The sequence below is a fragment of the Flavobacterium sp. W20_MBD1_R3 genome, assembly GCF_052119725.1.
Lineage (GTDB): Bacteria > Bacteroidota > Bacteroidia > Flavobacteriales > Flavobacteriaceae > Flavobacterium.
The window spans coordinates 100821-114361 of record NZ_JBGQOR010000005.1 but is presented as its reverse complement, the minus strand read 5'-3'; the positions used below and the strand labels follow the sequence as shown (position 1 = coordinate 114361).

General features: G+C 34.4%; 10 protein-coding genes. 5 read left to right on the top strand and 5 right to left on the bottom strand.

Features of this window, described 5'->3' with window-relative positions:
* Positions 1-108 precede the first annotated feature (108 nt).
* Genes ACEN2F_RS09315 through ACEN2F_RS09300 form a run of 4 tightly spaced genes read left to right on the top strand, consistent with a single transcriptional unit; the run spans position 109 to position 6147 of the window.
* Entirely contained in the window at positions 109-2280 is a 2172-nt protein-coding gene (locus tag ACEN2F_RS09315) for a S9 family peptidase (RefSeq protein WP_441738225.1), read from the top strand.
* Positions 2281-2289: 9 nt separating this feature from the next.
* Positions 2290-3834, top strand: coding sequence for a peptide MFS transporter (locus ACEN2F_RS09310; protein WP_441738222.1), 1545 nt, complete (start codon positions 2290-2292; stop codon positions 3832-3834).
* A 4-nt stretch (positions 3835-3838) separates the two neighbouring features.
* Positions 3839-5644, top strand: a complete 1806-nt coding sequence (locus ACEN2F_RS09305; RefSeq protein ID WP_441738220.1) for a peptide MFS transporter — start codon at positions 3839-3841, stop codon at positions 5642-5644.
* Positions 5645-5688: 44 nt separating this feature from the next.
* Positions 5689-6147, top strand: a complete 459-nt coding sequence (locus ACEN2F_RS09300) for a thioredoxin family protein (protein ID WP_441738217.1) — start codon at positions 5689-5691, stop codon at positions 6145-6147.
* 6 nt (positions 6148-6153) lie between these two features.
* Here ACEN2F_RS09300 and ACEN2F_RS09295 read toward each other — a convergent pair whose 3' ends face one another.
* The 5 genes from ACEN2F_RS09295 to surE all read right to left on the bottom strand — a co-directional run bounded on the left by ACEN2F_RS09295 (position 6154) and on the right by surE (position 11084).
* On the bottom strand, positions 6154-8190 hold the full coding sequence (locus tag ACEN2F_RS09295; protein WP_441738215.1) for a ComEC/Rec2 family competence protein: 2037 nt from the start codon (positions 8188-8190) through the stop codon (positions 6154-6156).
* Positions 8191-8279: 89 nt separating this feature from the next.
* The gene (locus ACEN2F_RS09290) at positions 8280-8798 is read right to left on the bottom strand and encodes a C40 family peptidase (protein WP_441738212.1); all 519 of its coding nucleotides are present in this window, start codon (positions 8796-8798) and stop codon (positions 8280-8282) included.
* A 46-nt stretch (positions 8799-8844) separates the two neighbouring features.
* The gene (lpxB, locus tag ACEN2F_RS09285) at positions 8845-9957 is read right to left on the bottom strand and encodes a lipid-A-disaccharide synthase (protein WP_441738210.1); all 1113 of its coding nucleotides are present in this window, start codon (positions 9955-9957) and stop codon (positions 8845-8847) included.
* An 82-nt stretch (positions 9958-10039) separates the two neighbouring features.
* Complete coding sequence (locus ACEN2F_RS09280; protein ID WP_441738207.1) at positions 10040-10312, bottom strand: hypothetical protein; 273 nt, start codon at positions 10310-10312, stop codon at positions 10040-10042.
* The gene (gene surE, locus ACEN2F_RS09275; protein WP_441738204.1) at positions 10305-11084 is read right to left on the bottom strand and encodes a 5'/3'-nucleotidase SurE; all 780 of its coding nucleotides are present in this window, start codon (positions 11082-11084) and stop codon (positions 10305-10307) included. The genes ACEN2F_RS09280 and surE overlap by 8 nt, the downstream gene beginning before the upstream one ends.
* A gap of 206 nt (positions 11085-11290) precedes the next feature.
* On the opposite strand from surE, the gene ACEN2F_RS09270 reads away from it, so the two are divergent.
* Positions 11291-13531, top strand: a complete 2241-nt coding sequence (locus ACEN2F_RS09270) for a carboxy terminal-processing peptidase (RefSeq protein WP_441738201.1) — start codon at positions 11291-11293, stop codon at positions 13529-13531.
* Positions 13532-13541: the final 10 nt, after the last annotated feature.

Sequence of the window (13541 nt, the reverse complement as noted above, 5' to 3'; positions counted from 1 at the left end):
TCAGCGGAAGGTTGTTTTTTATATTACTTTTTACATTTAACATTTTAAATGACCATTAATTGTAATTTTTTCACTAAAATTGAAGGTTTTTACCTTTAAATAAATAATATGTATTCGAAAAAAATTATAGCATTATTTTTATTCTTGTGTTTTACGGTTGTTGGACAGCAAAAAATCACAATTGACGAAATTTACAACGGTACATTTCGGGCTCAGGGAATGGATGAATTGCAGTCTTTGAAAAACACAAACCAGTACACGGTTTTGAATGCCGACAGACAGTCCAGAACTATGCAGATTGATTTATATGATTTTGCAACATTAAAAAAAGTGTCCACATTAATAGATACAAAATCGCACAGAGAATTGTCTGGCGGGATTGACAGTTACACTTTTGACGCTTCCGAGAAAATGATTTTATTGGCTTGCAACACCAATCAAATCTTCCGACACTCGTTTACTGCGGATTATTATTTATATGATATTGCCAATAAAAAATTAAGAAAACTATTCGATTTTCAGGTTCAGGAACCTACTTTTTCACCTGATGGAAAAAAGATTGCTTACGCCAAAGAAAATAATCTGTATGTATATGATTTAGCTTCTGATAAATCAACTCCAATTACTACAGATGGACAAAAAAACAGCATTATCAACGGTATTACGGATTGGGTTTACGAAGAAGAATTTGCTTTTGTTAGAGCTTTTGATTGGAGTGCTGACAGCAAAAAAGTAGCTTACATTCGTTTTGACGAAAGTCAAGTTCCGGAATTTTCGATGTCCATGTTTGGAAAAGACTTGTATCCAACGATGCAAACCTTTAAATATCCAAAAGCTGGTGAGAAAAACGCGTTGGTTTCTTTACATATTTATGATGTTAATTCGAATGCGGTAAAAAACATAAATCTTGGGAATTATAACGATTTTTATATTGCCAGATTGAAATGGACAAATGATACCAACACATTATCTGCGCAGGTATTGAACCGCCACCAAAACAATTTAGATTTATTGTTTATCGACGGTAATTCAGGAGCAGTAAAAGTAGTTTTGAATGAAAAAGATAAAGCATACGTTGATGTAACAGATAATTTGACGTTCTTGAAAGACAACAGTTTTATTTGGACCAGCGAAAAAGACGGTTTCAATCATATTTATTTATATGATAACAACGGAAAATTAAAAAATCAAGTGACCAAAGGAAAATGGGAAGTGACTAATTATTATGGTTTGGACGAAAAGACCAATACGGTTTTCTATCAGTCAGTGGAGAATGGATCTATCAACAGAGATGTTTATAGAATAGGACTTGACGGAAAAAATAAAGTGCGTTTGTCACAAAATACAGGAACTAATGCGGCGACTTTCAGTCCAAATTTTCAATACTACATCAATACTTTTTCTAGTGCGCTTCAACCTACAACTTACACATTGAACGAAGCTAAAGCAGGAAAACAAGTTCAGGTTATTGAAAACAATGAATCTTTGGCTTCAAAGCTAAAAAGCTACAATTTACCTTCAAAAGAGTTTTTTGTTTTGAAAACAGCAAAAGGGAATGAACTAAATGCTTGGATGATTAAACCGAAAGATTTTGATCCGACAAAAAAATATCCAGTTTTCATGTATCAATATTCTGGTCCGGGTTCACAGCAAGTGAATAATGAATGGAACAGTACCGATGATTATTGGTTTATGATGTTGTCACAACAAGGATACATTGTAGCGTGTGTTGACGGACGCGGAACTGGTTTTAAAGGAGCTGATTTCAAAAAAGTGACCCAATTGCAATTAGGAAAATACGAAGTGGAAGATCAAATTGATGCTGCTAAAGTATTAGGAAATTACTCATTTGTTGATAAAGCTAGAATTGGTATATTTGGCTGGTCGTACGGTGGTTTTATGGCATCTAATTGTATCATGAAAGGAAATGATGTTTTCAAGATGGCTATTGCTGTAGCTCCGGTAACGAACTGGCGTTTTTATGACAGTGTATACACGGAACGTTACATGACAACACCGCAGGAAAATGCGAGCGGTTACGATGACAATTCACCAATAAATCATGTGGATAAATTGAAAGGAAAATTTCTTTTGATTCACGGTTCAGGAGATGATAATGTTCATGTTCAAAACTCCATGCAAATGATGGAAGCTTTGATTCAGGCCAACAAACAATTTGATTCCCAAATTTACCCAGATAATAATCACGGGATTTACGGTGGGAAAACCAGAATTCAATTGTACACAAAAATGACTAATTTTATTAAAGAAAATTTATAATAGCGCTTTATGACAAACGACACATTAAATAAAGAAGAATTTTTTGGACATCCAAAGGCTCTTTTTATATTGTTTTTTACTGAAATGTGGGAACGATTTTCGTTCTACGGTATGAAAGCATTGTTGATTTTCTATCTGACTCGATACCATCTTTTTTCGGATTCTTCGGGAAATTTATTGATTGGGAGCTATGCTGCATTGGTATACGCGGTGCCAGTTATAGGCGGATTTATTGCGGATCGCTATCTAGGATTTAGAAAAGCTATCGTTTTTGGTGGGATTATGCTGGTTCTGGGTCACATAGGAATGGCCTTTGAAGGAAATGCTGCTACACAATCTATGACTGGTGAAATTACACGAGATGAAATCGCGCTGCAAATATTTTACTTTTCATTATCGCTGATAATTGTGGGAGTTGGTTTTCTAAAAGCCAATATATCTTCGTTAGTTGGAGAATTATATCTACCAGGAGATAAAAGAAGAGATTCTGGGTTTACCTTGTTTTATATGGGAATCAACTTGGGTTCTTTTTTAGCTACATTAATTTGTGTTTGGCTCGGGGAAACGTATGGCTGGAGCTATGGTTTTGGCGCAGCTGGTGTTGGAATGTTTTTTGGATTATTAACATTCATTTCCGGAAGAAAGTTGTTAATGGGAAAAGGAGAGTCAAAAGTACCGGAACTTTTAGCTAAAAGATCACTGGGTATAAAAAATGAATGGTTGATTTACTTAGTGAGCGTTTCTTCGGCTTTGATTTTTTGGCAAATGGTACAGCGTCATGAAGTGGTTTCTTATTCTTTGATGATTGCCGGTGCAATTTCGTTTGTTTATATTGTTTATTATGCCATCACACAACTGGATAAAAAAGCAAGAGAGCAATTGATGGCCTTGACAATTTTGATTGTTTTTACGATTATTTTTTGGGCATTATTTGAACAAGCGTATACATCATTAAATTTATTTGCAGACCGAATTCTAGACCGAAATATTTTTGGATACACCATATCTGCTGGACAATTCTTAAGTTTTAATGCGCTGTTTATTATTTTATTAGCACCTGTTTTTGCCTGGTTATGGGTAAAACTAGGGAAATACAATCCAAATACTGCCGTGAAATTTTCATTGGCACTAATGCTCGTAGGGCTTGGTTTTGGATCGTTAGTGTTGGGAATAGGTTTGTCAGGTTTAGGAAAAGTAGCGATGATTTGGTTGATTCTAACTTACTTTTTACATACTTGTGGGGAATTATGTTTATCACCAGTTGGACTTTCTGCTGTGACCAAGTTGTCTCCAGTAAAAATCGTTGGGTTCATGATGGGTGTTTGGTTTTTGGCAACAGCCAGTTCTGAATTTATTGCTTCCATTTTAGCAAATATCGCCTCGGTGGATACATCGAATGGAACAGCACCAGATTTGAACCTAGCTAAACAGAGTTATTTAGTACTTTTTGAATATTTATTTTATACGGGACTTGGTTTTGGAGTTGTTTTATTAGTACTTTCACCAGTCATTAAAAAATTAATGCACGGAGTTGATAAGGAATTAAATAATTAATAGGATGAGCGAAAATACAACAGATCAATTTTTTAAAAGCACCGTTTTAGGGCATCCTGCGGGATTATTCGTTTTGTTTTTTACAGAGATGTGGGAGCGATTCTCATTCTACGGAATGCGTTCTTTGTTAATATTATTTTTAACCGCGTCCTTTACAGATGGTGGTTGGGAGTGGACTCGTGAAAATGCTTCTGCATTATTTGGATCCTATGTAGGGTTGGTGTATTTGTCTACCATGCTTGGGGGGTATTTCGCCGATAAAGTAATTGGTTTCCGATGGGCTGTTGTTGTAGGAGCCACTTTAATGACTTTAGGACATGCTTCTATGGCTGTCGAAACTGAATTTTCTATTTATTTAGGATTAGTATTGCTGGTTTTTGGAAATGGTTTCTTTAAACCAAACATGACTTCAATCGTATCCGAAATGTACAAAGACCGTCCTGAAAAGAAAGATGGGGCATATACCTTGTTTTATATGGGTGTAAATGCCGGAGCGTTCTTTGGGATTTTACTTTGTGGTTATTTAGGCGAAAAAGTGGGTTGGACCTACGGATTTGGTTTGGCCGGAATCTTTATGTTTTTTGGGATGTTACAGTTTTGGTTGTCTCAAGATATCTTTGGAGATATTGGTTTGAAACCAAATAAAGAAAGCAAAGCAAAAGCAGAAGCATTGGATACGGATAAAAGAAATCCTTTTTCTCCAATACAATTGGCCGCGATCGCATTCTCTTCTATTTTAGCATTATTATGGCTTGTAAACGATCCTGCATCTAAAATATCAGGAGGTAAAGTGAATATTTTTTCTTTCCTAGGTCCTAATGGAAACGCAATTGCTATTATTTCCGCTTTAGTCGTATTTATCATATTACTTGTTTACAGATTTACGCAGTATTCTAAAATAACTAAAGAAAAATTAATTGCTGTGACATTTTTCGCATTTCTGACTATTTTCTTCTGGGCTATTTTTGAACAGTCACCAAATAGTTTAACCATTTTTGCCAGCGATTACACGGATCGGGTATTAACAGGGAATTGGAGTGTGGTCTTTTTAGTGACGAATTCATTGATTACTATTTTACCTTTAGTTATAATCACTTGGGTTTTAATCTTATTATTCAAGCAGACTTTTAAATTCTATGCTGTTGCAAATGTAATTCTAAGCATTAGTTTTATTATTATTTGGGCTATAGCAATCTGGATGTTGACAAAAGATTATTATACAGCAGGATATTTATCATTATCAGATTCAACTTTGCAAGCATTAAAAATTGACAAAGTTACCACGGCATTGACAGAAGTTCCTGCAACTTGGTTTTCGACCTTAAACTCTTTATTTATTATTTCATTAGCGCCGTTATTTTCTAAATGGTGGGAAAGTAAATACAATCCTTCTGCCAATTTGAAATACGGAATCGGAATGGGATTATTGGCACTTGGTATGGCTTGTGTAGCTTTTGGCGCAAGCGGGATTGAAGCAGGTGCAAAAACTGCATCAGTAAGTATGATCTGGTTGATTCTGGTGTATCTTTTCCATACGATGGCTGAATTGTGTATCTCTCCAGTTGGATTGTCTTATGTAAGTAAACTAGTTCCGGCGCGTATGATTGCATTCATGTTTGGTGTTTGGTATTTAGCAGTAGCAATTGGGATGAAAGGTGCTGGTATGTTTGGAGAAAACATTGATAAAATTGCTAATGAACACGGATTAAGTTACTTCTTTTGGATGTTGACTATCATCTCCTTGGCCGTTGCTTTGTTCTCTGTTGTGATGACTCCGGTTATTAAAAAATTGATGCACGGTGTTCGTTAAACTTTAGGCATGATTTTTGGTTTTGAATGAATAAAATTATAAATATGAAGAAAATCATAGTTGCTTTATTATTATTTGCTGGCTCATTTGCCGCCGAAGCACAAGAATTAGTTTGGGAAACCAATGTCACCAAGGCAATGGCAATTTCCACTGAAACCAAGAAACCACTATTGCTGTTTTTTACTGGAAGTGATTGGTGCGGATGGTGTATTCGGTTGCAAAAAGAAGTTTTGCGAACTCCCGAATTTGCGGCTTGGGCCAATGAAAATGTGGTATTAGTTGAATTAGATTATCCAAGAAAAGCGCCACAGACAGAGGAAATTAAAAAACAAAATAATGAATTGCAAATGGCTTTTGGAATTCAAGGATTTCCCACGATTATACTTGCAAATGGTGTTACAAAAGACGGTAAAGTCAATTTTGAAGGCATTGGAAGTACAGGTTATGTTGCCGGTGGACCTTCAGCTTGGTTAGCTGTAGCAAATGGTTTTCTGAAAAAATAAAAATTCTCAATTCAATTTATAAAATCCCTTTTCACCAGTTGCGTGAAAAGGGATTTTCTGTTTATCACAACTGGCTTTCCATAGTTTTTGTATGTTTTTAAAGTTGGATGCATCAGCAATAACTAATTTTGGTTTCATTTCTTGGAACAAACGGTCTGCGTTTATTTTAGCAGATTGTGTCAATATGATTATATCTGGATTGATATTTTTAGGATAAATTCCCGAACTGTCTAATACAAAAATCTTTTTTCCATCAAAGAACATGAAATTTTGAAGTCGTTTTTTCTGTTCTAAAGTGCTAAAGTTTCCAATGCTATAAGATTTTAAAAGGCTATTTTTTTTAATCGTTTTTAAAATGCTGTCATTGGCATAAACCAAAATATTTTCTCCTTTTCTCTCCGCAATCAAGGTGTTTTTTCTGCTGCTGAAAACGATTAATTCCTTTTCGTTTTGAATTTTATACTGTATTTTGAAATACGAGAATTGTAAAATAATAATAGATATTAAGATCACAGCTAATCTATAAAAGCTTGGTTTTTTGAACCAAAAAATTACCGTGAACAATAGCAAATAGCCACTTAGCAACAGATAAAAATGAAGTGGAATATCCTGAATAATGAATTGTTCCAAAGAGGCAATTACATTGATGATTTTGTTCAAATAATAAATACTCCATTCCAATAGTTGGGACAAGAATATGGGAATCATGTTGAATGCCGCTAAAAGCATCACCAAAACACCCAATATCATGATGACACTAAGCAGTGGAATTATAATCAGATTAGTGATGAAGAACAAACCTGGAAACTGATGGAAATAATAAATGCTGAGTGGCAAAGTGCCTATTTGGGCGGCAAAAGATACGGTTAATATATCCCAAATGTATTTTGAAACTTTGTATTTTGGTTTCCAAATGGAGGATAGAAGTGGCTGCAGCCAAATGATGAAAAACAACGCGATATAGCTTAATTGAAAACCAACATCAAATAAGAAAGAAGGTTCGAAAAGTAGGATCAGCAATACAGAAACTAATAAAGTGTGGTAAATATTGACACTGCGGCGAAGATGATTTCCAATGGCGACAAAGGAAAACATCGTTACGGAACGAACCACAGAAGGTGCTAAACCCGCAATAATCCCGAACATGGATAATGAGATAAGGATTGTGATTAGTTTGATAAAAGATCCTCGCTTGGTGTTGGGAATTGGTCTTAGAATAAAGGTTACAAAAAGCAATATAAATCCAATGTGTAATCCTGAAACGGATAAAATATGAACCGCTCCGGCAAATTGATAATCCCGAATAATGTCTGGTGAAATATCTTGTTGTTGTCCCATTATTAAGGCTATGGCAACATTTAATTCTGTTTTGTTGAAGTTGTTTTTTTCTAAATTCCTAATAATCCTTGTCCGTAATTTGGATGAATAATACCAAATGTTTTTCTCTATTTCTGATCCAATTTTTATTTCGTCGATATCAGCATAAAGCTGCGCATAGATTTGTTTGTTTTCAAGGTATTTGCTGTAATCAAATTGGTTTGGGTTATTTGGCGGTTTGTTTTTTGTTAAAGCTCCTTTTACCAACAAAGAATTCCCAACTTCAAGAACGGGATGCAAACTATCATTTTGAATGTTCAATATGATTCTTCCTGTTTGTTCTTTTTGGTCAACATGATTAATAATGGCTAAATAGCGGTCGCTAAACGGGGAATTTTTTAGCTTTTCTCTAATTGTTAATGAAATGAAATGGGGTTCTTCAAAAATTTCTTTGTTGTGGATGTAGTTGTTTTTTTGAAAGTAATCGCTATGAACAATTTGTGTTGAAAGACCAATAATCACGGAAAGAAAATAAGTGCCGATTCCAAAATAAAGAGAGGCTTTGTTATTTCTTTTGGATAAAAAATACAGCAATATAAAAACACTGATAAATACAAAAAGAACAACAAAAAGTGACGTGATAGAAATCTGGAAATAATGTCCAAAAAGCAATCCTATAATAAACCCGATTGTTATTCTAGCGAGTGGGAATTGTAGTACTTTCATGACTCTAAAGTACACATTTTTAGTAACAAACAGATTTATTTATTCCTAGATTTTTAAAAACTAAATTTCCCCCTAGAAAGGATAATTAATTAAAGTATGCGGTTGATTTGGACAAAGGTTTTTTTGTAATAGGTTTCTCTGGTCGAGGAAATAATTACTCCTCTTGAAGTGGAGGAGTGGATGAATTTTATTTCTTCATCGGTAGCTTCAATCACGATACCAACGTGATTTATTTCTTTGTTCTTATTGGTTTTAAAAAATATTAAATCGCCTTTTTGAGCTTGATCTCTTTTTGGATTTAAAACAATGCCTATTTTCGATTGTTGAAACGAGTTTCGAGGAAGACTTATATTTTCGGAATTAAATATAGTATACATTAAACCTGAACAGTCAAAACCAGCTTTTGTTGTGCCGGCATATTTGTATTTCACACCTAAATTTTCAGTAGCAGCATCAATTAATTGTTCGGCGAGCTGATTTGATTTTCTCTTTTCGGAGCGAGATATTTTCTCTTTTGGCTCTCCTTTTTTCGAAGTTACGATGGGCGATGTCGATTTACAAGCCGTAAATAAGAGGCCAAGACACAAAATGTATAATAAACGTTTCAAAAGAGTTTTTTTTAGATGATTTTAAAATGTGGAAATAAATTGCAGATTATTTTAAATCATTTACAATCAATGCAGCCGTTTTTTCACTGGCTCCATTTCCGCCTAATTGCTCTTCTAATAACGCATATTTTTCTAAAAGCGTATTGCGATGATTGGGTTTAAGTATTTTTTTGAGTTCTTCCCGAATGCGTTTTGTGGTGCATTGGTTTTGAATTAACTCATTTACCACTTCTTCATCCATAATCAAATTCACTAATGAAATGTATTTGAGTGTAATGATTCGTTTCGCTATTTGGTACGAAGCCCAACTGCCTTTATAACAAACTACTTCGGGAACTTTGAATAATGCCGTTTCTAGTGTTGCGGTGCCGGAGGTAACTAATGCCGCCGTTGCATTTCGCAATAAATCGTAAGTTTTATTAGAAATAAATTTTATGTTTTCTTGGGTAATAAATTCTTTGTAAAATGAGAATTCCTGACTTGGAGCCCCCGCAATTACGAATTGATACTCCGGAAAATCATGTACTACGCTCAGCATTACTGATAGCATTTTAGTGATTTCCTGTTTTCGGCTGCCGGGCAAAATAGCGATAATTGGTTTTTCGTCTAATTGATTTTCTTTTCTAAAAAGTACTGGATCCATTTCAGGCTGGTTGTGGATGGCATCAATCAGTGGATGACCAACAAATTCTACTGGAAAATGATGTTTGTCTTCGTAAAACTTTTTTTCGAAAGGTAAAATCACATACATTTTATCAATATCACGCTTGATATCTATAATTCTACTTTCTTTCCAAGCCCAAATTTGCGGAGAAATATAGTAATGGGTCTTCATTCCCAATGCTTTCGCCCATTTGGCAATTCGCAAATTAAAACCAGGATAGTCAATGAATATAAGAACATCAGGCTGATATTCAAGAATGTCTTTTTTACAGATTTTGATGTTGTTCAGAATGGTTTTTAGATTGAAAATTACTTCAATAAATCCCATAAATGCTAATTCACGATAGTGTTTCACTAAAGTTCCGCCAACATTTTTCATTAAATCACCACCCCAAAACCGGATGTCAGCACTAGGATCTTTTTTGTACAGCTCTTTCATTAAATTAGAACCATGTAAATCACCTGAAGCTTCTCCCGCAAGTATATAATATTTCATATTTTTTTGATTTGGATTTTTTAAAATCAAATAGATAAAATCATTGTCGCTGCAATCATTTTATGCTGCTGCAAAGATAAACTTAAATAAATAAAGTGATTATCGCCAAGACAATGACTGCCAGAACAACACCACGAGCCATCATTTCTTTGTTCAGTTTTAACAAAATTCCAAATGTCAGCAGCGTCAATATAGATCCTAATGTGATTATTTTACCTAAATTTCCTTGTGATTTTATGATTTGGAGACCTGCAATAAATTTGAATTCCGTAAAAAAAGTAATAAAAACATACGATCCAAGCAGTGTAGTTGCGCATCCTATTAAAAATCCGAACAATAAGTCTTTTTTATTCATTCCATTTCCAGGTGTTAAGTTGTTGTATGGCGTGATGTGCGGTTAAGTCAAATTGCACAGGGACAACGGAAATATATCCATTTCTCAGAGCCCATTCATCCGTATCTTGTCCTTTATCCTGGTTTACAAATTCACCAGCAAGCCAGTAATAATCTCTTCCTTGCGGTGTTTTTCTCTTGTCGAATTTCTCTACCCAAAGTGCTTTAGCTTGACGACAAATGCGCATTCCTTTGATATCTTTTTCATCTAATTTCGGAAAATTAACATTCAAAACTACGCCTTCAGGAAGCCCGTTTTCTAAAACTTCTACAGCGATTTTTCGGATAAAATTTTTGATTGTTTCAAAATTTGCGTTCCAGTCATAATCTAAAAGCGAGAACCCAATAGCGGGAATTCCTTCTATTCCTGCTTCAACTGCGGCGCTCATTGTTCCGGAATAAATCACGTTTATGGAAGAATTTGAACCATGATTTACGCCTGAAACACATAAATCAGGTTTTCTTTTTAGGATTTCGTTTACCGCTAGTTTTACACAATCAACTGGTGTTCCGGAGCAACTGTATTCTAAAAAAGAATCTGTGTCTTTTGATATTTTGTTCAGATACAACGTACTGTTTATGGTAATCGCATGCCCCATAGCGCTTTGAGGCGTGTCAGGAGCAACCACTACAATTTCGCCTATTTCTGCCATAACGGCTATTAAAGCTCTAAGCCCGGGTGCTGAAATTCCGTCGTCATTGGTTATTAAAATTAAAGGTCTTGCTTTTTTCATTATTTTTTGCTGTAAAAAGATTGATTATTTATGATTTCCTGAACAAATATAATGTCTCAGAATGAAATCCCTAAACAAAATATAAAAATAAGTTATGTTCATTGATTTAACTTAAAATAAAAAAAACAATTTATATCTTTAACAAAAATTTGTGGGGCTATTGCTGCTGTTGGCATAGTTTTTACCATAACTTAGATTAAAAATTCATGAATACAATTCTTAACTTTATGAAAAGAAATTATAAAATTATACTCGTTGTTGTTTGTCTTTCGGTGACATTATTTGCCTTTAAATTTAATGCAACTAAAGCGAACGATCCTGAAAAAGACAAGTTGCTATTAGAGCTATTAACTTTTGTAATTCAGAAAGGACATTATAGTCCTGCCGAAATTGACGACACCTTTTCAAAAGGTATTTATAAAGATTATATTGGTGCTTTAGATCCTTCTAAACGTTTTTTCCTGCAATCTGATATTGATGAGTTTTCAAAATTTGAATTGCAATTAGACGATCAATTGTTGAATAAAGATTTGTCCTTTTTTAATCTTACCTATGATCGTTTGATGAAGAGAATGGAAGAAAGTAAAAAGATTTACAAGGATGTTTTAAGTGAGCCCTTTGACTATTCCATTGATGAAAGTTTTAATATTGATTACGAAAAATCACCGTATGCGAGTAGTGCGTTAGAATTAAAGGATAAGTGGCGCAAACAAATAAAATTGTCTACTCTTTCTTCTTTGGTGGATCGTATGGATCTACAAGAAAGTAAACCTGAAAAAATAGAATCAGTTGATGAAAAGGTAAATGTGGATCCTATCAACAAAGTAATTAAAGACAGTACGGTAACCCCGGAAAAGCCCAAGACTTTTGAAGAATTAGAGAAGGAAACTAGAAAAAACTCTAGAAAATCATTAGATGAATATTTTGGTTTTGTTAATGATCTAGATCGAAATGATTGGTTTTCAGTTTACATAAATTCAATCACAGCGCGTTTTGATCCACATACTAATTATTTTGCTCCCGAAGAAAAAGAGCGTTTTGATGTAAGTATCAGCGGAAAATTAGAGGGTATTGGTGCTCGTCTCCAAAAGAAAAATGACTTAACTGAAATTTCTGAGCTCATTTCTGGAGGACCAGCATGGAGAGGAAAACAGCTTGAAGCAGGTGATTTAATTATGAAAGTTGGGCAAGGTGCAAGCCAATCAGTAGATGTAGTAGGAATGCGTCTTGATGATGTGGTGAAGAAAATTAAAGGGCCTAAAGGTTCTGAAGTCAGACTTACCGTTAAAAAAGTGGACGGAACAATCAAAATTATTTCTATTATCAGAGATATTGTTGAAATTGAAGAAACGTATGCTAAGTCTAGTATTGTAAATAAAAACGGATTGAAATACGGGGTGATTTATTTGCCGAAATTCTATATTGATTTTGAAAATAAAGATGGTAGAGACGCTGGTAAGGATGTAGCAATTGAAGTCAACCGATTGAAAGATGCCGGTGTTGATGGAATTGTGCTTGATGTTCGCGATGATGGTGGTGGATCATTGTCAACGGTTGTTGATATTGCGGGTTTATTTATTGAACAAGGTCCTATTGTTCAAATTAAATCAGCAGGAAGAAAAAAGGAAGTACTCTACGATAGAGATAAAAAAATAGAATGGGATGGACCACTGGTGATTATGGTAAATAGTTTTTCTGCTTCAGCCTCTGAAATTTTGGCAGCAGCAATACAAGACTACAAGAGGGGAATCATTATTGGAAGCAAACAAACCTATGGTAAAGGAACCGTTCAAAATGTAATTGATCTAAATCAATTTGTACGTAGCAGTTCTGTTGGAGATTTAGGCGCAATTAAAACGACTACACAAAAATTTTATAGAATAAATGGTGGTTCTACCCAACTAGAAGGTGTGCGAAGTGATGTTGTCATGCCGGATCGTTATGCTTATTTGAAAATGGGAGAACGCGATATAGATAATGCGATGCCTTGGGACAAAATTGATAGAGCCGAATATAGTGTATGGTCTAGTAATGCTAATTTTAATCAAGTGATCGCTAATAGTAAAAATCGTATTAGTGCCAATGCACAGTTTCAATTGATTGAAGATAATGCAAAATGGATTGATAGTAGAAGTGAGGATAATGTGTACAGTTTAAATATGGATAAGTTTAAAATTGCACAATCCGAAATTGAAGCTAAAGCAAAAAAGTACAAACCAATTGTAGATTATAAAAACTTACTGACCTTTATGTCATTGCCTCACGAAGCGGATGCAATTAATAAAGACGCATCTTTAAAAGAAAAAAGAGAAATATGGCACGAAGCTTTATCAAAGGATGTGTATGTTGAGGAAGCTCTCAACGTTTTAGAAGACCTTCAGTCAAAATCGGTCTCTAAAAAAAACATCCCTGTTAAAATTAAAAAGGATAAATTAGCCAAATCCTAAGTAACCTTTT

What these genes read in the sequence shown, in the direction of transcription:
- ACEN2F_RS09315 (WP_441738225.1), top strand. Translation starts at nt 109, where the DNA reads ATGTATTCGAAAAAAATTATAGCATTATTTTTATTCTTGTGTTTTACG.
- ACEN2F_RS09305 (WP_441738220.1), top strand. Translation starts at nt 3,839, where the DNA reads ATGAGCGAAAATACAACAGATCAATTTTTTAAAAGCACCGTTTTAGGG.
- ACEN2F_RS09295 (WP_441738215.1), bottom strand. Translation starts at nt 8,190, where the DNA reads ATGAAAGTACTACAATTCCCACTCGCTAGAATAACAATCGGGTTTATT.
- ACEN2F_RS09270 (WP_441738201.1), top strand. Translation starts at nt 11,291, where the DNA reads ATGAATACAATTCTTAACTTTATGAAAAGAAATTATAAAATTATACTC.
- surE (WP_441738204.1), bottom strand. Translation starts at nt 11,084, where the DNA reads ATGAAAAAAGCAAGACCTTTAATTTTAATAACCAATGACGACGGAATT.
- ACEN2F_RS09300 (WP_441738217.1), top strand. Translation starts at nt 5,689, where the DNA reads ATGAAGAAAATCATAGTTGCTTTATTATTATTTGCTGGCTCATTTGCC.
- lpxB (WP_441738210.1), bottom strand. Translation starts at nt 9,957, where the DNA reads ATGAAATATTATATACTTGCGGGAGAAGCTTCAGGTGATTTACATGGT.
- ACEN2F_RS09280 (WP_441738207.1), bottom strand. Translation starts at nt 10,312, where the DNA reads ATGAATAAAAAAGACTTATTGTTCGGATTTTTAATAGGATGCGCAACT.
- ACEN2F_RS09310 (WP_441738222.1), top strand. Translation starts at nt 2,290, where the DNA reads ATGACAAACGACACATTAAATAAAGAAGAATTTTTTGGACATCCAAAG.